Raw genomic sequence first — 20,556 nt, 5'->3', positions numbered from 1 at the left:
TTATGTCTGTGGTAATCAGCGATGCCTGGCGCCAGCGTTTCGGCGGCACGGCACGGTTATATGGTGAAAAAGCCCTGCAACTGTTCGCGGATGCGCATGTCTGCGTGGTGGGCATTGGTGGCGTGGGTTCGTGGGCGGCAGAAGCGCTGGCGAGAACCGGCATTGGCGCAATTACGTTGATTGATATGGATGATGTCTGCGTGACTAACACTAACCGTCAGATCCACGCCCTGCGTGATAACGTCGGTCTGGCGAAGTCCGAGGTGATGGCGGAGCGTATTCGTCTCATCAACCCGGAGTGCCGGGTGACGGTGATCGACGACTTTGTGACGGCAGATAACGTCGCGGAGTACATGAGCAAAGGCTACAGCTATGTGATTGACGCCATCGACAGCGTGCGGCCAAAAGCGGCGCTGATCGCTTACTGTCGTCGTTACAAGGTGCCGCTGGTCACGACCGGCGGCGCGGGCGGGCAAATCGATCCGACGCAGATCCAGGTGGCGGATCTGGCGAAAACCATTCAGGATCCGCTGGCTGCCAAGCTGCGTGAACGCCTGAAGAGCGACTTCAATGTGGTGAAGAACAGCAAGGGCAAGCTGGGCGTCGACTGCGTGTTCTCCACCGAAGCGCTGGTCTACCCGCAGGCGGATGGTTCAGTTTGTGCGATGAAAAGCACGGCGGAAGGGCCAAAGCGGATGGATTGTGCCTCTGGGTTTGGAGCGGCCACCATGGTGACCGCCTCCTTCGGCTTTGTGGCGGTCTCTCACGCCCTGAAGAAGATGATGGCGAAGGCGGAACGTCAGGCCTGAGCCTGACGGGCGGCATCCAGCACCGCGTCGTTTAGCGCAATCAGTCCCTGACCGCGCGAGGCGCTAAGCTGCGCGCGAAGTCCCAGCTCATCAAACAGCGCCAGCGGAGAATGCGCCAGCAGCTCTGCGGCGCTTTTCCCTTCGATTGCGGTCAACAGCACCGCCAGCAGACCGCGAACAATGCGTCCCTCGCTGTCGCCGAAGAAATGCAGTTTCTCACCGGATACGCTAAACCCAAGCCAGACGCGGTTCTCGCAGCCTGCGATCTCCTTCGCCTGTAATTTCAGCTCGTCTGACAGTGCAGGCAACTGTTTGCCCAGCAGGATCAGCTGACGATATTTATCTTCCCACTGCGTGAGCGGGACAAAGGTCTGTTTTAACGTCTCTTCAGTAATAACGGTGCCGAACGGGTGTCCGGCTAAAGCTGAACTTGTCATTAATCCACCAGTAATTCCAGGGCGCGGTCGACGGCGGAAACCAGCGCATCGACGTCACTTTTTGTATTGTACGGTGCAAACGAGGCGCGCAGGGTACCGCTCACGCCAATAGCCGCCAGCAGCGGCTGGGCGCAGTGCTGTCCGGCACGCAGGGCAATGCCGTATCCGGCAAGTAGCGTTACCATGTCGCTATGGTGCACGCCCGCGAAATCAAAGGCGAGCAGGCTGGAGTCCTGCACGCGGAACGAGCGAAAACCCGGACGTTTTTTCAGTTCTTCTTCCGCCAGCGTCGCCAGACCCCGGCTCCAGCTTTCAGCCTGAACCACGTCCGTTTCTGCCAGCCATTCGAGCGCCGCGCTCAGGCCAATAACCCCGGCCACGTTCGGTGTACCGGCTTCCAGGCGGTAGGGCACATCCTGCGTTTTAAAACCGTCGAAGGTGACTTCGGTAATCATCTTGCCGCCGCCGAGCCACGGCGTCATCCGGGCCAGCAGTTCAGGTTTGCCGTACAGCGCGCCGATACCGGTTGGCCCGTACAATTTGTGCCCTGAGAAGGCATAGAAGTCGATATCCAGCGCCTGCACATCAGCCGGAAAATGCACCACACCCTGCGCACCGTCGACCATCACCACCACGCCGCTGGCATGGGCAATCTCAATGGCACGCGCCAGATCCGGACAGCCGCCGGTGACGTTGGACATCTGCCCCAGCGCCAGAATACGGCTGCGCGGCGTAATCAGCTCAGGCAGACGCGCCACGTCAGGCAGGAAGTCCGCACCCAACGGGAGCTTTACAACCTGTGCCCCGGTTTGTTCGGCCACCATTAGCCAGGGCACCAGGTTGGCGTGGTGTTCCGCCTCGCTGACGATAATCTCATCCCCGGGCTGCAACAGCGGACGCGCGTAACATTGCGCCACCATGTTAATGGCCTCGGTGGTGCCCCGCGTCCAGACGATGTTCTTACCGCTGTCAGCATTGATCAGGCGCGCGACCTGATCCCGTGCGGCTTCGTATTGCGCCGTTAAGCGCTGCGCGTCGGCATACTGGCTGCGGTGCACGTTCCCGGCGCTCAGGCTGTAAAACTGGCGGGTTGCCTCAATCACCGCCTGCGGTTTAAGGGCCGTGGCAGCGCTATCAAGATAAATGCCGGCATCGGCCAGCGCGGGAAACTGTGCGCGAAACTGCGCAGGACTGAAAGCGTTCATGGAATTCCTCATATCGATTCTACGATCGTCGCGCAAATTCATCGGCAGGGCAAGGAAGTTGATATCTATCAGATTTGTCTGCTTATCCTGGCGAGTCTGAAAAAGCAGGTTATGCTAAATAGTGTTAGGCGGATGTTTTAGCCTGTTATAAATCGAGGTTTGAATAGCATTAATTGCTAAAGGAGATAATCATGAAAAAGACAGCTGCAATCATTTCTGCCTGTGCGTTGACCTTTGCCCTGAGCGCCTGTTCTGGAAATAACTACGTAATGCATACCAACGATGGTCGATCTATCGTCTCTGAAGGGAAACCGACAACCGATAATGATACCGGGATGATTTCATACAAAGATGCTAACGGGAACAAACAGCAGATCAATCGCACTGACGTGAAAGAGATGAAGGAAATCGAGCATTAACAGTTAGATAAGCGAAAAAAAAAGCACCGCAAGTTGGCGGTGCTACATTAATCACTATGGACAGACAGGGTAAATGTACAGGAAGTGAAAAATTGGTAGCGTTGCTACCGTGGTCTGAATCGCAGACCAATTGCAAACACAACAACACAACATCACAACCGTAAGCCAAAAGCCCTTCAGAACACGCATTCCAAAAAAGCTTTTCGTTCCGGCTCAGGAAGTGCCGCCACTATAGGTATTTGCTGGTAGTTCCTCAACGGACAAATTATAATGGCTCAGATAAAAAAAACTAATAGGTTAAGCGTTGTTTCCTATATGTTAAATCTCGTTAACATCTAAGCCAGATAACCATGTCCAAGCGATTGCCACCCCTTAATGCATTACGTGTTTTTGATGCAGCAGCACGCCACCTCAGCTTCACCCGCGCAGCCGATGAGCTTTTTGTGACACAGGCCGCAGTAAGTCATCAAATCAAGTCTCTGGAGGATTTTCTGGGGCTTAAGCTGTTCCGTCGACGCAACCGTTCGTTGCTGTTGACCGAAGAGGGGCAGAGCTATTTTCAGGATATTAAAGAGATTTTTTCCCAGCTGACGGAAGCTACTCGCAAGCTTCAGGCCCGGAGCGCAAAAGGTGCCCTGACTGTGAGTTTATTGCCCAGTTTTGCCATTCAGTGGCTGGTGCCGCGACTCTCAAGCTTTAACTCAACTTATCCGGGAATCGATGTCCGAATCCAGGCAGTGGACCGTCAGGAAGACAAGCTTGCAGATGATGTGGACGTGGCGATTTTTTACGGTCGCGGTAACTGGCCGGGCTTGCGTGTGGAAAAATTATACGCTGAATATCTGTTGCCGGTCTGTTCACCGCTGCTGCTGACGGGGGATAAAGCGCTCAAAACGCCCGCCGATCTGGCGCAACATACGCTTTTGCACGATGCGTCGCGTCGCGACTGGCAAACTTATACCCGCCAGTTAGGTCTTAATCATATAAACGTGCAGCAGGGGCCCATTTTTAGCCACAGCGCGATGGTGCTACAGGCTGCCATTCACGGGCAGGGCGTGGCGTTGGCAAACAACGTTATGGCGCAGTCCGAAATTGAGGCAGGCCGTCTGGTTTGCCCATTTAACGATGTACTGGTCAGCAAGAATGCATTTTATCTGGTTTGTCATGACAGTCAGGCAGAACTGGGTAAAATAGCCGCTTTCCGGCAGTGGATACTGGCGAAAGCGGCAAGCGAGCAAGAAAAATTCCGCTTCAGGTATGAACAATAACGTTTGTGTGCCGGGCACGCATCAATTCAGGACTTAAACATGACCAGCCGATTCATGCTGATTTTCGCCGCGGTGAGTGGCTTTATTTTTGTAGCTCTGGGCGCGTTTGGCGCGCATGTCTTAAGCAAATCTCTGGGCGTTGTGGAGATGGGGTGGATCCAGACCGGCCTTGAATATCAGGCGTTCCACACGCTGGCAATTTTTGGGCTGGCGGTGGCGATGCAGCGCCGCATCAGCATCTGGTTTTACTGGAGCAGCGTCTTTCTGGCGCTGGGTACCGTACTGTTCAGCGGCAGTCTTTACTGTCTGGCGCTGTCGCATTTACGCCTGTGGGCGTTTGTTACACCTGTCGGCGGCGTCAGCTTCCTGGCGGGTTGGGTGTTAATGTTTATCGGAGCTATCCGTCTGAAACGCAAGGGCGTTGTTCATGAATAAGGTTGTTTTATATTGTCGCCCGGGGTTTGAGAAAGAGTGCGCCGCGGAAATCACCGATAAAGCGGCGAAGCGTGAAGTCTTTGGATTCGCTCGCGTCAAAGAGAACGCGGGCTATGTGGTATTTGAATGCTATCAGCCTGATGATGCCGACAAGCTGGCGCGCGAACTGCCGTTCAGCTCATTGATTTTCGCCCGTCAGATGTTTGTCGCGGGTGAACTGCTGAAAGATCTTCCGCCGGAAGATCGCATCACGCCGATTGTTGGCCTGTTGCAGGGCGTGGTGGAGAAGGGCGGCGATTTGCGCGTGGAAGTGGCCGACACCAACGAAAGCAAAGAGCTGATGAAGTTCTGCCGTAAGTTCACCGTGCCGCTGCGCGCGGCGCTGCGTGATGCGGGTGTGCTGACAAACTACGAAACGCCAAAGCGCCCAGTCGTGCATATCTTCTTTATTGCGCCAGGATGTTGTTACGCAGGCTACTCGTATACCACCAATAACTCGCCGTTCTTTATGGGGATCCCGCGTCTGCGCTTCCCGGCAGATGCGCCGAGCCGTTCAACCCTCAAGCTGGAAGAGGCGTTTCACGTCTTTATCCCGGCGGACGAGTGGGACGAACGGCTGGCAAACGGCATGTATGCCGTCGACCTTGGCGCGTGCCCGGGCGGCTGGACCTATCAGCTGGTGAAACGCAACATGTGGGTTTCGTCTGTGGATAACGGCCCGATGGCGCAAAGCCTGATGGATACCGGGCAGGTCACCTGGCTGCGTGAGGACGGCTTCCGCTATCGCCCGAACCGCAACAACATCTCCTGGATGGTGTGCGACATGGTAGAAAAACCGGCGAAAGTGGCCGCGCTGATGGCCTCCTGGCTGGTGAACGGCTGGTGTCGTGAGACGATTTTCAACCTCAAGCTGCCGATGAAAAAGCGCTACGAAGAGGTGTCGCAGAACCTGGCTTATATTCAGCAGCAGCTGGATGAACACGGGATTAACGCGGAAATCCAGGCGCGTCAGCTTTATCACGACCGCGAAGAAGTGACGGTGCATATCCGTCGCTGGTGGGCGGCCGTGGGGGGGCGTCGCGACGAGCGATAACGTTTGTAACGCCCGGTGGCGCTGCGCTTACCGGGCCTACAAAATCGTGTAGTTGTTTTAACGCTCTAACCTTAACTGCTGTAAATTCCCGTCCAGTTGTAAATCCGTCTGTAGCGTCGCCACCTCCCGGCAGATAAACGCCATTTCTTTATGCGCCTCCAGCTTTTTGCGCCATTTATCCGGCACCTCGTTCAGCCGGGCGTACATCCCTTCCAGACTCTGAAACTCCGTCAGCAGCTGTGCGGCGCTTTTGGGTCCAATACCGGCGACACCCGGCACTTTAGAGCAGCTGATCCCCGCCAGCCCCCAGTAATCCGGCAGTTGCTCAGGCGATACGCCAAACTCGCTGGCAATGAACGGCGCGTCCAGCCAGCGTTTTTGAAAATAGTCGCGAATACGGATAGTGGGGGAGAGCAGCTGGCAGTAGCCTTTGTCGGTTGAAACGATAGTCGCCTGATGTCCGGCGCTCGCGACTTTAACCGCCAGCGTTGCGGCTAAATCGTCAGCCTCATTACCGTGGGCGCCCCAGCACGGAACGCCGCGCTGCTCAAAGGCCGCGCGGATAGCGGGCATTTCTGCGTGCAGATCGTCCGGCATCGGCGCACGCCCGGCTTTGTAGTCCGGCAGGCGCTGGTGCCGCCAGCCCGTGTTGCGGGCTTCGTCATCAAAAACCGCGACCGCATGGGTGGGTTCACTGTGGCGGATAAGCTGCTCCAGCGCGTGTAAACAGGTGTCCTTGCAGGGTGTGCCCTGTACCGCATGAATACGGCGAATCAGGTTAAGAGCATCGACGATAAGCAAATGAACGGCCACAGATAATCTCCCTTCTGTCTAATGGGTGAAGGGTAACACTGAGCGCAGCATGAAACTATGAATGGTGGGGAAAACAGGAAGAAGCCTCGCAAAACGAGGCTTCCTGAGAGGCTTAATTGCAGGTGACGATCTTCATCGCCAGGCCACCGCGGGAGGTTTCGCGGTATTTGGCGTTCATATCTTTGCCGGTTTCGTACATGGTTTCGATAACCTTGTCGAGGCAGACGCGCGGTTCGCTGGTACGACGCAGCGCCATACGGGCCGCGTTCACTGCTTTCACCGAGGCGATGGCGTTACGTTCGATGCATGGCACCTGGACCTGTCCGCCGACCGGATCGCAGGTCAGCCCCAGGTTATGTTCCATGCCGATTTCCGCCGCGATACAAACCTGCGCAGGGCTTGCGCCCAGCAATTCGGCCAGACCCGCCGCCGCCATAGAGCAGGCTACGCCCACTTCACCCTGACAGCCTACTTCCGCGCCAGAAATTGAGGCGTTCATCTTGTACAGTGAGCCAATCGCACTGGCGACCAGCAGGTAGCGTGCAAGTGAGTTTGCGTTCACTTCGCGGATAAACTTGTCGTAATACGCCAGGACCGCCGGAACAATGCCGCACGCCCCGTTGGTTGGTGCGGTGACGACGCGGCCGCCCGCGGCGTTCTCTTCGTTCACCGCCAGCGCGAACATGTTGATCCAGTCGACGACGGCCATCGGATCGGTGGTGGTTTTGTCGGCGCTGACCAGCATGCGGCGCAGCGCAGCCGCACGACGCGGAACACGCAGTTTACCCGGCAGCACGCCTTCGGTGGTGATCCCGCGCTCAATGCCGCTGCGCATCACTTCCCAGACGTTAGCGAAGTGCTGTTCCAGTTCCTCTTTGCTGTGCAGGGCCAGCTCGTTTTTCATCATCAGGCCGGAGAGAGAAAGCCCTGTCTCCTGGCAGTGACGCTGTAAGTCGGCCGCGTTTTTGTAAGGGTACGGCACATCAACAGCAGAATTGGTGCTTTGACCAAAATGGTCCTCGTCGACGATAAACCCGCCGCCGATGGAGTAATACGTCTGGCTGTAAACCGCTTTGTCGCCGGCCAGCGCGGTAATGCGCATGCCATTCTCGTGCAACGACAGGTTATCCGCATGGAAATTCATGCAGTGATCAACCGGGAATTCAACCTCATGCTCGCCGTTCGCCAGCAGCAAACGACCGTGGGTGTTCACGTCCTGGATAAAGCCAGGTATTGCATCAATATCAACGGTATCCGGCAGATTACCCGCCAGCCCCATGATAATGGCAATATCGGTATGGTGGCCTTTACCGGTCAGGGAAAGGGAACCATATACATCGACAACCACGCGGGTGATGTCGTGCAAAATGCCGCGTGCAATCAAGTCATCCGTGAATTGTTTACCGGCTTTCATTGGTCCGACGGTGTGAGAGCTGGAAGGACCAATACCGATTTTGAAGATATCGAATACGCTAATCATGATGCGTCCATTGCTTCAGTCAGAGGGGAGAAGTGCGCCGTCCGCAGACGGCGCAGGAGGTATTAGCTGAACAGCGAGTAGAAAATAGCGGAGATGGCAATCAGGCCCATCACAACAACGAACACGTTGCTGATATGGCCGCTGTATTTGCGCATCGCAGGCACTTTCTGAATCGCGTACATCGGCATCAGGAACAGGATCATCGCGATAATCGGGCCGCCCAGGGTTTCAATCATGCCCAGAATGCTTGGGTTCAGGGTGGCTACCGCCCAGGTGGTCACCAGCATGAACAGTGCAGTGATTTTGTTCAGACGGTTGATTTCAATGGTCTTGCCTTTACCACGCAGAGATTTAATCACCATGCCGTTGAAGCCTTCACGTGCGCCCAGGTAGTGGCCCAGGAAGGATTTGGTGATGGCGATAATCGCGATGATCGGCGCCATCCACGCAATCAGCGGTGCGTTAAAGTGGTTTGCCAGGTAAGACAGAATAGAGATGTTCTGCTCTTTCGCCGCCGCCAGATCCGCCGGGGAGAGGCTCAGCACGCAGCTGAACACGAAGAACATTACGGTCAGTACCATCATGATGTGCGCGCGAGCCAGGATGCTGGAGCACTTCTTCTCTGCGCCATTGCCGTACTCTTCACGCTTCGCTACTGCGAAGGAAGAGATGATTGGCGAGTGGTTGAAGGAGAATACCATCACCGGGATCGCCAGCCACAGGGTCAGCAGCAGACCGTTGCCGGTCGTGGATGCGCTGCTCAGAGACAGGGTTTCCAGCGCAGCGCCGTTCCACTGTGGGATCAGGTACAGAGCCAGCACCATCAGAGCCGCAACAAACGGGAACACCAGCACGCTCATCGCTTTCACAATCATCTGCTCGCCGAAGCGCACGATGGTCATCATACCGACGATCAGGATCAGGGACAGAATCGCACGCGGCGGCGGGGTCATCTGAAGCTGGTGCATCATAAAGCTTTCAACGGTGTTGGTAATAGCAACGCTGTACACCAGCAGAATCGGGTAAATCGCGAAGAAGTAGAGCAGGGTAATCAGCTTACCTGCGCCGACGCCGAAGTGTTCTTCAACGACTTCAGTGATGTCTTCGCCCGGATTTTTACCGGACAGCACGAAGCGGGTCAGGCCGCGGTGTGCAAAGAAGGTCATCGGGAAAGCGATGAGGGCCATGATGATCAGCGGGATCATACCGCCGACACCTGCGTTGATAGGAAGGAACAGTACACCAGCGCCGATTGCTGTGCCGTACAGGCCAAGCATCCACATGGTATCCGTTTTGCGCCAACCGCTTCGGGATTCAATCGAAGCAACGGTGCTGGTTTGAGTGGTTTCCATCTGTATCTCCTGGAGGAAGCAAATTGTCAGGTTTTTAGTCAAATCCGATGAAAAAGTGCCTGACGGTAATATGAAATTCGTTCAGTGACGGTTTTTTAATAATTTTTGCCCGTAACTATTGGCGGGCGGAAAGATACATTCTAGTTATGAATCTATCAGTGATCGCGATCCCAAATGCAATAATCCACTTGTGATGTGGGTATCTTTAGACCATTTATCTGTTAAAAAAACATCAAAGAGAATTTACGGGCGCGAAGGCTACCATTAACGACATGTTTTCGAAAAGGTCGACCCGCGAGATAGGTGTCTTTCGCTGTAAAGAAATGGGATTTTAGGATTTTCTGGCGGGTAATTTCGATTAAGGCTGATTATTTACGGTTTCAAAATCGAGGTAATCGTTTGCGCAGGCGTCAGATTTGTTAATAACATTGAAGATCGCTATGAATTGCATCACTAATAAAAAAGCCGGATGACGATCCGGCTTGAGAGGAAAGAAATGTCGCTTTACTTGATGATTTCGTAACACGGAATATAGGCAGAGCCTGGAAGCTTCATGCGGTGCTGAGCGACAAAGCCCTGCAACATGTCATCCATGCGGCGCATCATCTCCGGGTCACCGTGGATCTTATACGGCCCGAACTCTTCAATTGCGCGGATCCCTACCTCTTTCACGTTCCCCGCCACGATGCCAGAGAAGGCGCGACGCAGGTCGGCAGCCAGCACTTCCACCGGCTGATCCGGATAGAGTTTGAGGTTCGCCATGTTCTCATGCGACGGCTCGAAGGGTATCTGAAGATCCGGTGCGATACGGATGGACCAGTTAAAACTGTAGGCATCCCCGGTATCACGACGATTCTCTTTCACCAGCGGCATCGCTTTTTTCATCTGACGGGCCACTTCTGCGGCATCGTCAATAATAATGCGGTAGTGACGGCGCGCATCTTCGCCCAGCGTATGCACGATAAACTCGTCCAGCACGCGGAAGTAGTCGGCGCTCTCTTTCGGGCCGGTCAGGATCAGCGGCAGAACCTGATCTTTGTTGGCCGGGTTCATCAGGATCCCCAGCAGATAAAGCAGCTCTTCCGCCGTGCCTACGCCGCCCGGGAAGATGATGATGCCGTGCGCGATACGGACAAACGCCTCAAGACGTTTTTCGATATCCGGCATAATAATCAGTTCGTTAACCAGCGGGTTAGGCGGCTCAGCGGCGATGATCGATGGCTCGGTCATGCCGATAAAACGGCCTTCTTTATAGCGTTGCTGTGCGTGTCCTACTGCCGCGCCTTTCATCGGCGCTTCCATCGCGCCAGGACCGCAACCGGTACAGATATTCAGTTCGCGCAGGCCGAGCTGCGTCCCTACGCGGCGGGCATACAGGTATTCGGTTTCGTTAATGGAGTGACCGCCCCAGCAGACGACCATGTTCGGCGCTTCGCCCACGTGCAGGGCACGGGCGTTACGCAGAATGGAGAAGACCAGGTTGGTGATATGAACGGAACTTTCCAGGTCAAGATGCTGGAAACGTCCGGCATTGCTGATCTGTCCGTTAACAAACAGAATGTCGCGCAGCACGGCAAACAGGTTTGCCTGAAGTGAGCGAATAATACGCCCGTCGACAAAAGCGTCTTCCGGCGGGTTGATCACTTCGAGCTTCACCCCGCGCTCGCGGCGCAGCACGTTGATATCAAAACTTTCGAAGCGGGACAACAGCTCTTTACTGTTGTCGGTCAGGCTTCCGGAGTTCAGTACGGCAAGTGAACAGTTACGAAACAGTTGATAAAGGTCGCTACTGGCGGTGCGTTTAAGCATGTCCACTTCCAGTTGCGACAACATATCCATAGAGCCAAGCGGGCTAATATGTGTAATCAAGTGAGCTCCTTATGGGACGATTATCGTCTTTCCCTGTTGATTACAATAGCCCTGGCTTATGACGTTTCACAACACTTCGGGCGGAATACCGCCCGCATATTGTGAAAATATTTATCTTACTGGCGCACAAGTCGTCCGGTGGCAGGCACAAAATCGCTATTGGTGCGCCACGGGTTGATATCCAGGCCGCCGCGACGGGTGTAGCGGGCGTAAACGCTCAACTTTTCGGGCTGGCAGAAACGCTGGATGTCGTTGAAGATGCGCTCCACGCACTGCTCGTGGAATTCGTTGTGATGACGGAATGACACCAGGTAACGCAGCAGCTTTTCACGGTCAATCTGCGGGCCGCGGTACTGGATCTGTACCGAGCCCCAGTCCGGCTGATGGGTGATAAGGCAGTTGGATTTCAGCAGATGGCTGACCAGCGTCTCGTTGACCACTTTTCCGCCCGCCGCGTTTTCCAGGTAGTCGCTGCTAAATTCATAGCTTTCCACCTCAATGTCCTGATCGTCGATGCAGGTGCCGTGGAAATGGGCGATGGGCTGACCTTCCAGCTCATGCAGACGGTATAACGAGACGGTTACGTTCCCCTGCGCGCACGCGCTTAAATCACGTTCAAGCGTCTGTTGCACCTCGTCCCAGCTGTTAAATTTGGTCTGGTTAAAGCTGTTGAGATAGAGCTTAAAGCTCTTGGATTCGACCAGGTTTACGCTGGCGTAATCCAGCTCGACGTGGCCCACGGCCACCTGCGGCAGACCGCGCGCATTCAGCCAGGAGAGTTCGTACAGCGTCCAGATGTCGCCGCCGACAAACGGCAGCGCGTCAGCGTGCAGCCCGAGCGGATCGCGGTTCAGACTACGCGGCACGCCCTGCAACAGGCTTGCATCGTAGGTGTCGCGGTAATCGGTCGATTTTCCCAGCGTTAAGCCCGTTAACGCCTGATGATTTTCGTAAGACATGTTTCATAGCCACTTTACAGGTACACTTATGGGCTGAGTTTATCCTGTCTTACAAGAAGAGAGAAATCGGTGGATATCGAAACTGCAAATGCCCTGACGTCCTTCACGACCCGCTATTGCGATGCCTGGCATGAAAAGCGGGGGACGTGGCCGCAAAGTACTGACTTATATGGCGTGCCGTCACCGTGCATTATCGCTTCGCAGGATGATTACGTTATCTGGCAACCGAAACCGTTCATGGGCGAGCAGAATGTAAATGCTGTTGAACGCGCGATGGACCTTGTGATACAACCTGCGCTTCATGCATTTTATACCACGCAGTTTGCCGGGGATATGACTGCATGTTTTGCAGGACAGCCGCTGACGCTGCTGCAAACCTGGAGCGAAGACGATCTGCAACGCGTTCAGGAAAACCTCATTGGTCACCTGGTCACGCAAAAACGGCTTAAGCTCTCTCCGACTCTCTTTATTGCGACGCTCGACAGTGAACTGGACGTCATTTCTGTCTGCAACCTGTCTGGCGAGGTCATTAAAGAGACGCTCGGCACCCGCAATCGCGACGTTCTCGCGCCTTCACTTGCGGATTTCCTTACCCGAATTGAGCCGCTTCTGTAATCCATGATGCTAGTGGGCGTGTGAGAGATCTCTTACACGCGCTGTGAGACATCGCCGAAACAATTAGCATTGTCTTAGGAATTTCAGATTAATATTAACTTCTCTTTCAATAAGTTAGTGGTTTTCTGAAAGGAAATCCCCCGTTTCGCCTGGCTTACATTGCTCACAAGGTGGGTTGTAAGACGAAGCAGAATAGCGGATTCTATCTGTGTCGACAGGATGCCGACACGAGAAACGAACATCAGGATGATGGCGTTTCTTACCAGGGACACGTCAGGATGACGCCGCAGGAAGGCTTCAGGATGAAGCAAAGTGGATCACGCAGGATGCGTAAGGGACACCTCCAGGAAGGAGAACGAGAGCCGGTCAGGATGGTCGGTGGGTCAGGATGGCCAGGACGTTTCAGGATGAAACCTACACATCAGGACGATGTGAGCAGGAAGCAAAAGGTAAAGGGATGACCAGGCCTTCGGGCATCAGGAAAAGTTGTCACGGATGAGCAGGGAGCACGTATTGTAGCTGGAATGCTGCGAAACGAACCGGGAGCACTGTTTTTACAGTGCTCCCTTTTTTATTTCTGTCTTCCGCAATGCTATGCTTCGCGCCATTCCGTTTTTCAGTTGAGGTATATATGTCGCATCATGACAGCGTTCGTGCGCAGTTGCACGCCATCGAAGCCCTTATGCGCCAGCATCAGCTGTGGCAGGATAACGCGCCGCAGCCAGACGCGTTCGTCAGCACCCAACCGTTTTGTCTGGATACGCTGGACCCGTTCGAGTGGCTCCAGTGGGTCTTAATTCCGCGTATGCATGCGCTGCTGGAAGGTGGCCACGCGTTGCCCGCGTCTTTTGCCGTCTCTCCCTATTACGAAATGGCGCTGGAAGCGACCCACCCGGCGCGTACTATGATGCTGGTGGAGCTGGAGAAGCTGGATGCGCTTTTCGCCGGTGACGATGCATGACGCTTGAGATCCTTTATCAGGATGAGTGGTTAGTGGCGGTGAATAAACCGTCCGGCTGGCTGGTGCACCGTAGCTGGCTCGATCGCGATGAGAAAGTGGTGGTCATGCAAACCGTGCGCGATCAAATCGGTCAGCACGTTTTTACTGCCCATCGTCTCGATCGGCCAACCTCTGGTGTTCTGCTGATGGGGCTTTCCAGTGAGGCCGGGCGCCTGCTGGCGCAGCAGTTTGAACGGCACCAGATCCAGAAACGCTACCACGCCATCGTGCGTGGCTGGCTGATGGATTCCGCCACGCTTGATTATCCCCTGGTGGAGGAACTGGATAAAATCGCCGATAAATTTGCCCGCGAAGATAAAGGCCCGCAGCCAGCGGTGACCGACTATCGTGGTATGGCGACCACAGAACTGCCGGTGGCGACCAGCAAATTTCCGACCACGCGATATAGTCTGGTGGAGCTTTTGCCCAAAACCGGGCGCAAGCACCAGCTTCGCCGTCACCTTGCACATCTGCGCCACCCCATTATTGGCGACAGCAAGCACGGCGATCTGCGCCAGAACCGCAGCGCGGCCGAGCACTTTGGCTGTAACCGGCTGATGCTGCACGCCAGCGAGCTACGCCTGACGCACCCGTTTACCGGCGAACCGCTGACTATTCGCGCGGGGCTGGACGAGGTCTGGATGCAGGCGCTGTCACAGTTTGGCTGGCTGGGACAACTCCCCGAAAATGAAAGGGTTGAGTTTGCCGCAGGCAACGTTCAGGATGAACAGCAAGCGCAATAATTACGGGAGCAAAGCATGGCTGAAGTAGGCATTTTTGTCGGGACAATGTACGGCAACTCGCTGCTGGTGGCGGAGGAAGCGGAAGCAATCCTCGTAAACCAGGGCCATAAAGCAACGGTCTATGAAGATCCGGAGCTGGCGGACTGGGAAAAGTATAAAAATAAATACATCCTGGTGGTGACCTCCACCACCGGGCAGGGCGATCTACCGGACGGCATCGTCCCGCTTTTCCAGGGCATTAAAGACCAGCTTGGCTATCAGCCAGATGTTCACTATGGCATCATTGCCCTCGGCGATAGCTCTTACGCCAATTTCTGCGGCGGCGGTAAACAGTTCGACGCGCTGTTGCAGGAACAGAGCGCTCAGCGCGTCGGAGAGATGTTGCTGATTGATGCGGGTGAACACCCTGAGCCAGAAAGCGAGTCAAATCCCTGGGTTGAACACTGGGCCACGCTCCTGAACTAACCCTGTACTAAACGAACGCCAGGCCGGGTAAGGCGAAGCCGCCACCCGGCAACGAAGCCGCACCCTATCCTCAATTCCGTGAAGTATCTTCCACCACTTTGGGCTTATGCCCCAAACCACGTTCCCCACGCCCGTCAATGTTGTGTTCCTGCACGGTGAGAGAACCGGTCACTCCTTCATATACTTTTCCCGTCACTATAAAACGGCTTCTGGCCGTACCAAAACCAAACACAAATCTCTCATTCTGATTACCCTACAGGTGCTGTACAGAATGAACCAGGCGAAAGCTATGTTTCAGGAGTGCAACAATGAGTACATTAAGCCACGCGGCGAGCAGCGCTGAGAAGCGCACCAACGCCCGCTACTGGATAGTGGTGATGCTGTTTATCGTCACCTCTTTCAACTACGGCGACCGTGCCACGTTATCCATTGCCGGCTCTGAGATGGCAAAGGACATCGGACTTGATCCGGTGGGTATGGGTTATGTTTTCTCCGCATTTTCATGGGCCTACGTAATCGGCCAAATCCCTGGCGGCTGGCTGCTGGACCGCTTTGGCTCAAAACGGGTCTATTTCTGGTCCATTTTCATCTGGTCAATGTTTACCCTGTTACAGGGCTTCGTGGATATCTTTAGCGGCTTCGGCATTATCATTGCGCTCTTTACCCTCCGCTTCCTGGTGGGCTTAGCGGAAGCGCCATCGTTCCCTGGCAACAGCCGTATTGTGGCCGCCTGGTTCCCGGCGCAGGAGAGGGGAACGGCGGTAGCGATCTTTAACTCGGCGCAATACTTTGCGACGGTTATTTTCGCGCCAATCATGGGCTGGCTGACGCATGAGGTGGGCTGGTCACACGTCTTCTTCTTCATGGGCGGGCTGGGGATCGTCATCAGCTTCATCTGGCTGAAAGTGATCCACGAACCAAACCAGCATCCGGGCGTGAACAAGAAAGAGCTGGACTACATTGCTGAAGGCGGGGCGCTGATCAACATGGATCAGAAAACCCAGAAAGCTAAGATCCCGTTCAGCCAGAAATGGGGGCAGATCAAACAACTCGTCGGCTCACGAATGATGATCGGTATCTATCTCGGCCAGTATTGCATTAACGCCTTAACCTATTTCTTCATCACCTGGTTCCCGGTTTACCTGGTGCAGGCGCGCGGCATGTCGATTCTGAAGGCGGGGTTTGTCGCCTCCGTGCCGGCCATCTGCGGCTTCGTGGGTGGGGTGCTTGGCGGGGTCATCTCCGACTGGTTGATGCGTCGTACCGGTTCGCTGAATATTGCGCGTAAAACGCCAATCGTGCTCGGCATGCTGCTCTCCATGACCATGGTGTTCTGTAACTACGTCAGCGCGGAGTGGATGATTATCGGCTTTATGGCGATGGCCTTCTTCGGTAAAGGCATTGGCGCACTGGGCTGGGCGGTGATGGCAGATACCGCGCCGAAAGAGATCAGCGGCCTGAGCGGCGGTCTGTTCAACATGTTTGGCAACATTTCCGGCATTGTCACCCCAATCGCTATCGGTTACATCGTCGGCACCACCGGCTCCTTCAATGGTGCGCTGATTTATGTAGGCGTCCATGCGCTGGTGGCGGTACTCAGTTACCTGGTGCTGGTGGGTGACATCAAACGAATCGAACTGAAACCTGTTGGGGAGCGCGGATGATGACAACGCAATCAAGCCCGATCGTGACGGAGATGAAGGTCATCCCGGTGGCGGGGCAGGACAGCATGCTGCTCAACATTGGTGGCGCGCATAACGCCTGGTTCACCCGCAACATTGTGGTGCTGACCGACAGCGCAGGGAACACCGGCGTCGGGGAAGCGCCTGGCGGAGAGGTGATTTACCAGACGCTGGTCGACGCCATCCCGCAGGTGGTTGGGCAGGAGGTCGCCCGTCTCAACAAGGTGGTTCAGCGGGTGCATAAGGGCAACCAGTCGGCGGATTTTGATACCTTCGGCAAAGGTGCCTGGACGTTTGAACTGCGCGTTAACGCGGTGGCGGCGCTGGAGGCGGCTCTCCTCGATTTACTGGGAAAGGCGCTGAACGTGCCGGTCTGCGAACTGCTGGGGCCAGGCAAACAGCGTGATGCGGTAACGGTGCTGGGCTATCTGTTCTACGTTGGCGACCGGACTAAAACCGATCTGCCGTATCTGGAACGCTCGCCGGGTAGCCACGAGTGGTATCACCTGCGTCATCAGGAGGCGCTCTCTGGCGAGGCGGTGGTACGCCTGGCAGAGGCGGCGCAGGATCGCTACGGCTTTAAAGACTTCAAGCTGAAAGGCGGCGTTCTGCCGGGCGAGCAGGAGATTGACAGCGTGCGCGCGTTGAAAAAACGCTTCCCGGAGGCACGCATCACCGTCGATCCGAACGGCGCCTGGCTGCTGGATGAAGCTATCGCGCTGTGCAAAGGGCTGGGCGACGTGCTGACCTACGCGGAAGATCCGTGCGGTGCCGAGCAGGGCTTTTCTGGCCGCGAGGTGATGGCCGAATTCCGCCGCGCTACCGGGCTGCCGGTTGCGACCAACATGATCGCCACAAACTGGCGCGAAATGGGCCATGCGGTGATGCTGAATGCGGTGGACATACCGCTTGCGGACCCGCACTTCTGGACCCTTTCCGGCGCGGTGCGCGTGGCGCAGCTGTGCGATGACTGGGGCCTCACCTGGGGCTGCCACTCCAATAATCATTTCGACATTTCGCTGGCGATGTTTACCCACGTTGGCGCGGCGGCGCCGGGCAACCCGACCGCCATCGATACGCACTGGATCTGGCAGGAAGGCGAAGCGCGCCTGACCAAAAATCCACTTGAAATCAAAAACGGCACAATTGCCGTACCGGATGCGCCGGGGCTGGGCGTGGAGCTTGACTGGGATCAGATCCACAAGGCGCATGAAGCGTATAAAAAACTGCCGGGCGGCGCGCGCAACGACGCAGGCCCGATGCAGTACCTTATCCCCGGCTGGACATTTGACCGTAAGCGCCCTGTATTTGGACGTCACTGATAAAAGGATCGAACGATGAGCACATTTTCTACCCCTGTAGTTACCTCCATGCAGATCATTCCTGTCGCGGGACATGACAGCATGCTGATGAACCTGAGCGGCGCCCATGCGCCGTTCTTCACCCGTAATATTGTGGTGATCAAGGACAACTCAGGGCATACCGGTGTCGGTGAAATCCCGGGCGGGGAGAAGATCCGTAAAACGCTGGAGGACGCCATTCCGCTGGTGGTGGGTAAAACGCTGGGCGAGTACAAAAATGTGCTGACTCGCGTGCGCACGACCTTTGCCGATCGTGATGCGGGTGGCCGTGGTCTGCAAACGTTTGATCTGCGCACCACTATCCATGTGGTCACGGGCATTGAAGCCGCGATGCTGGATCTGCTGGGCCAGCATCTGGGCGTCAATGTCGCCTCCCTGCTGGGCGACGGCCAACAGCGCAGCGAAGTGGAAATGCTCGGCTACCTGTTCTTTATCGGCAACCGCAAACTCACCCCGCTGCCGTACCAGAGCCAGCCGGACGAAAAATGCGACTGGTATCGTGTGCGTCACGATGAAGCGATGACCCCGGACGCGGTGGTGCGCCTGGCGGAAGCCGCGTATGAAAAATATGGCTTTAATGACTTCAAGCTGAAAGGCGGCGTACTGGCGGGTGAAGAAGAAGCAGAGGCGATCGCCGCGCTGGCGAAGCGCTTCCCGCAGGCGCGCGTCACGCTGGATCCGAACGGTGCCTGGTCGCTTGATGAGGCGATAAAAATCGGTAAGCAGCTTAAAGGCGTGCTGGCCTATGCGGAAGATCCGTGCGGTGCAGAGCAGGGGTTCTCCGGACGTGAAGTGATGGCGGAGTTCCGTCGCGCCACCGGGCTGCCAACCGCCACCAACATGATCGCGACCGACTGGCGTCAGATGGGGCACACGCTCTCGCTGCAATCGGTGGACATTCCGCTGGCAGACCCGCACTTCTGGACGATGCAGGGCTCGGTTCGCGTGGCGCAGATGTGCCATGAGTTCGGCCTGACCTGGGGCTCCCACTCCAACAACCACTTCGACATCTCGCTGGCGATGTTCACCCACGTGGCGGCCGCTGCGCCGGGCAACATTACCGCCATCGACACCCACTGGATCTGGCAGGAGGGCAACCAGCGCCTGACCAAACAGCCGTTTGAAATCAAAGGCGGCATGGTGCAAGTTCCTGCTACACCGGGGCTGGGCGTTGAGCTGGATATGGACCAGGTCATGAAAGCGCATGAGCTTTACCAGAAACACGGCCTGGGCGCGCGTGATGACGCGCTGGCGATGCAATACCTGATCCCAGAGTGGAGATTCGACAATAAACGTCCGTGCATGGTACGATAAGCTCATTGGGACCGCTCCCATGAGTGGTCCCTTACGTGGTGTATGCTTAACGTAACTAACATGCGTAAGGATGGCTTATGAAAATTGTTATCGCTCCGGACTCGTATAAGGAAAGCTTGAGCGCGCTGGAGGTGGCGACAGCGATAGAGGTCGGTTTTCGCGAAATTTTCCCGTCAGCGGACTATGTCAAATTACCGGTTGCCGATGGTGGTGAAGGGACGGTGGAAGCGATGGTGGCAGCCACGCATGGGCGTCTTGTCCATGTTCCTGTTACCGGGCCTTTGGGTGAACGCGTGGAAGGGTTTTTCGGGTTATCCGGAGACGGGAAAAGCGCCTTTATCGAGATGGCGGCAGCGAGCGGTCTGGAGCTTGTTGCTCCTGCAAAGCGTAACCCGTTAATCACCACCTCCTGGGGAACCGGGGAACTGATCCGTCATGCGCTGGATGCGGGCGTTAAGCATATCATTATTGGCATTGGAGGCAGCGCGACCAATGACGGTGGCGCAGGCATGGTGCAGGCGCTGGGCGTAAAACTGCTGGATGCGAAAGCGCAGCCCGTTGGGCCGGGCGGCGGCGAACTGGCAAGCCTTGCGCATATCGATCTTAGCGGGCTGGACAAGCGGCTGGCAGCCTGTCGAATTGAAGTGGCCTGCGATGTGACCAACCCCCTGATCGGCGAGACAGGTGCTTCTGCGGTATTTGGTCCGCAGAAAGGGGCGACGCCGGAGATGGTCAGGACGCTGGACAACGCGCTTGCGCATTACGCAAAAATTATCGCCCGGGATATGGATATTGACGTCTTAAACCTGGCGGGCGGCGGTGCGGCCGGCGGAATGGGGGCGGCGCTGTATGCATTTTGCAGCGCACAGCTCCGTCAGGGGATTGAGATTGTCACCGATGCCCTGCATCTCGATGAACAGGTCGCGGACGCCGATCTGGTGATCACGGGCGAAGGGCGTATCGACAGCCAGACGATCCACGGAAAAGTGCCCGTTGGCGTGGCGAGAGTCGCGAAACGCTATAACAAGCCGGTTATTGGCATTGCCGGCAGCCTGACGGCGGATGTTGGCGTGGTGCATGAGCACGGACTGGATGCCGTATTCAGCGTGATTTACACCATCTGCTCGCTGGAGGATGCGCTGGAAAATGCGCAACAGAATGTACAGATGGCCGCAAGGAATATTGCGGCGGTGATAAAGATGGGGCAGGGGATGTCGCGTTAACGTTCGTGCTCCTG

At 55.9% G+C, this 20,556-nt stretch carries 20 protein-coding genes; 13 read left to right on the top strand and 7 right to left on the bottom strand.

The genetic code is table 11. The features are described 5' to 3' along the window. Positions 1 to 2: 2 nt before the first annotated feature. Complete coding sequence (tcdA, locus tag ACOTZD_RS05290; protein ID WP_006811804.1) at positions 3 to 809, top strand: tRNA cyclic N6-threonylcarbamoyladenosine(37) synthase TcdA; 807 nt, start codon at positions 3 to 5, stop codon at positions 807 to 809. On the opposite strand, the gene csdE is transcribed toward tcdA, so the two are convergent. Continuing rightward, entirely contained in the window at positions 800 to 1,246 is a 447-nt protein-coding gene (gene csdE / locus ACOTZD_RS05285) for a cysteine desulfurase sulfur acceptor subunit CsdE (RefSeq protein WP_003862762.1), read from the bottom strand. The two genes, tcdA and csdE, sit on opposite strands and share 10 nt — an antisense overlap. Continuing rightward, positions 1,246 to 2,451, bottom strand: coding sequence for a cysteine desulfurase CsdA (gene csdA, locus ACOTZD_RS05280; RefSeq protein WP_022651789.1), 1,206 nt, complete (start codon positions 2,449 to 2,451; stop codon positions 1,246 to 1,248). The genes csdE and csdA overlap by 1 nt, the downstream gene beginning before the upstream one ends. 191 nt (positions 2,452 to 2,642) lie before the next feature. Between csdA and ACOTZD_RS05275 the strand changes: the two genes are divergently transcribed. The 4 genes from ACOTZD_RS05275 (at position 2,643) to rlmM (ending at position 5,666) form a co-directional block, all read left to right on the top strand. Continuing rightward, entirely contained in the window at positions 2,643 to 2,870 is a 228-nt protein-coding gene (locus tag ACOTZD_RS05275) for a YgdI/YgdR family lipoprotein (protein WP_003862759.1), read from the top strand. Positions 2,871 to 3,220: 350 nt separating this feature from the next. Then, positions 3,221 to 4,138, top strand: a complete 918-nt coding sequence (gene gcvA, locus ACOTZD_RS05270; RefSeq protein WP_003862758.1) for a glycine cleavage system transcriptional regulator GcvA — start codon at positions 3,221 to 3,223, stop codon at positions 4,136 to 4,138. 39 nt (positions 4,139 to 4,177) lie between these two features. Then, positions 4,178 to 4,573: a DUF423 domain-containing protein gene (locus tag ACOTZD_RS05265; RefSeq protein ID WP_003862756.1), complete on the top strand. Its 396-nt coding sequence runs from the start codon at positions 4,178 to 4,180 to the stop codon at positions 4,571 to 4,573. Next, complete coding sequence (gene rlmM / locus ACOTZD_RS05260) at positions 4,566 to 5,666, top strand: 23S rRNA (cytidine(2498)-2'-O)-methyltransferase RlmM (protein ID WP_003862754.1); 1,101 nt, start codon at positions 4,566 to 4,568, stop codon at positions 5,664 to 5,666. Before ACOTZD_RS05265 ends, rlmM begins: the two co-directional genes overlap by 8 nt. A 57-nt stretch (positions 5,667 to 5,723) precedes the next feature. Here rlmM and xni read toward each other — a convergent pair whose 3' ends face one another. From xni to queF, 5 genes are all read right to left on the bottom strand, one after another. Continuing rightward, complete coding sequence (gene xni, locus ACOTZD_RS05255) at positions 5,724 to 6,479, bottom strand: flap endonuclease Xni (RefSeq protein ID WP_174401924.1); 756 nt, start codon at positions 6,477 to 6,479, stop codon at positions 5,724 to 5,726. 112 nt (positions 6,480 to 6,591) lie between these two features. After that, complete coding sequence (locus ACOTZD_RS05250) at positions 6,592 to 7,959, bottom strand: L-serine ammonia-lyase (protein WP_174401923.1); 1,368 nt, start codon at positions 7,957 to 7,959, stop codon at positions 6,592 to 6,594. A gap of 62 nt (positions 7,960 to 8,021) precedes the next feature. Beyond that, the gene (locus ACOTZD_RS05245) at positions 8,022 to 9,311 is read right to left on the bottom strand and encodes an HAAAP family serine/threonine permease (protein WP_003862749.1); all 1,290 of its coding nucleotides are present in this window, start codon (positions 9,309 to 9,311) and stop codon (positions 8,022 to 8,024) included. A gap of 504 nt (positions 9,312 to 9,815) precedes the next feature. Then, on the bottom strand, positions 9,816 to 11,180 hold the full coding sequence (ppnN, locus tag ACOTZD_RS05240) for a nucleotide 5'-monophosphate nucleosidase PpnN (protein WP_003862748.1): 1,365 nt from the start codon (positions 11,178 to 11,180) through the stop codon (positions 9,816 to 9,818). Between the two features lie 116 nt (positions 11,181 to 11,296). Next, positions 11,297 to 12,139 carry an NADPH-dependent 7-cyano-7-deazaguanine reductase QueF gene (gene queF / locus ACOTZD_RS05235; protein ID WP_023314759.1) on the bottom strand — a complete coding sequence of 281 codons (843 nt, stop codon included), beginning with the start codon at positions 12,137 to 12,139 and terminating at the stop codon, positions 11,297 to 11,299. A 69-nt stretch (positions 12,140 to 12,208) separates the two neighbouring features. Between queF and syd the strand changes: the two genes are divergently transcribed. The 8 genes from syd (at position 12,209) to ACOTZD_RS05195 (ending at position 20,542) form a co-directional block, all read left to right on the top strand. Next, positions 12,209 to 12,754 (top strand): SecY-interacting protein, encoded by a 546-nt coding sequence (gene syd, locus ACOTZD_RS05230; protein ID WP_003862744.1) that lies wholly within the window; start codon positions 12,209 to 12,211, stop codon positions 12,752 to 12,754. Positions 12,755 to 13,385: 631 nt separating this feature from the next. Then, positions 13,386 to 13,715: a YqcC family protein gene (locus ACOTZD_RS05225; protein ID WP_045897941.1), complete on the top strand. Its 330-nt coding sequence runs from the start codon at positions 13,386 to 13,388 to the stop codon at positions 13,713 to 13,715. Next, the gene (gene truC, locus ACOTZD_RS05220; protein ID WP_045897942.1) at positions 13,712 to 14,497 is read left to right on the top strand and encodes a tRNA pseudouridine(65) synthase TruC; all 786 of its coding nucleotides are present in this window, start codon (positions 13,712 to 13,714) and stop codon (positions 14,495 to 14,497) included. The genes ACOTZD_RS05225 and truC overlap by 4 nt, the downstream gene beginning before the upstream one ends. A gap of 15 nt (positions 14,498 to 14,512) precedes the next feature. After that, positions 14,513 to 14,962, top strand: coding sequence for a flavodoxin (locus ACOTZD_RS05215; protein WP_421636256.1), 450 nt, complete (start codon positions 14,513 to 14,515; stop codon positions 14,960 to 14,962). Positions 14,963 to 15,270: 308 nt separating this feature from the next. Beyond that, on the top strand, positions 15,271 to 16,626 hold the full coding sequence (gene gudP, locus ACOTZD_RS05210) for a galactarate/glucarate/glycerate transporter GudP (RefSeq protein WP_045897945.1): 1,356 nt from the start codon (positions 15,271 to 15,273) through the stop codon (positions 16,624 to 16,626). Next, a complete protein-coding gene (locus ACOTZD_RS05205; RefSeq protein WP_003862733.1) occupies positions 16,626 to 17,966 on the top strand; it encodes an enolase C-terminal domain-like protein in 1,341 nt (446 codons plus the stop codon). Before gudP ends, ACOTZD_RS05205 begins: the two co-directional genes overlap by 1 nt. Positions 17,967 to 17,981: 15 nt before the next feature. Beyond that, complete coding sequence (gudD, locus tag ACOTZD_RS05200) at positions 17,982 to 19,319, top strand: glucarate dehydratase (protein ID WP_003862731.1); 1,338 nt, start codon at positions 17,982 to 17,984, stop codon at positions 19,317 to 19,319. Positions 19,320 to 19,396: 77 nt separating this feature from the next. Next, complete coding sequence (locus ACOTZD_RS05195; RefSeq protein ID WP_050871387.1) at positions 19,397 to 20,542, top strand: glycerate kinase; 1,146 nt, start codon at positions 19,397 to 19,399, stop codon at positions 20,540 to 20,542. Positions 20,543 to 20,556: the final 14 nt, after the last annotated feature.

Source organism: Enterobacter cloacae complex sp. SHL022, from assembly GCF_049237785.1.
GTDB classification, from domain to species: Bacteria; Pseudomonadota; Gammaproteobacteria; order Enterobacterales; family Enterobacteriaceae; genus Enterobacter; species Enterobacter hormaechei_C.
This window is presented reverse-complemented; position numbering and strand designations above follow the sequence as displayed.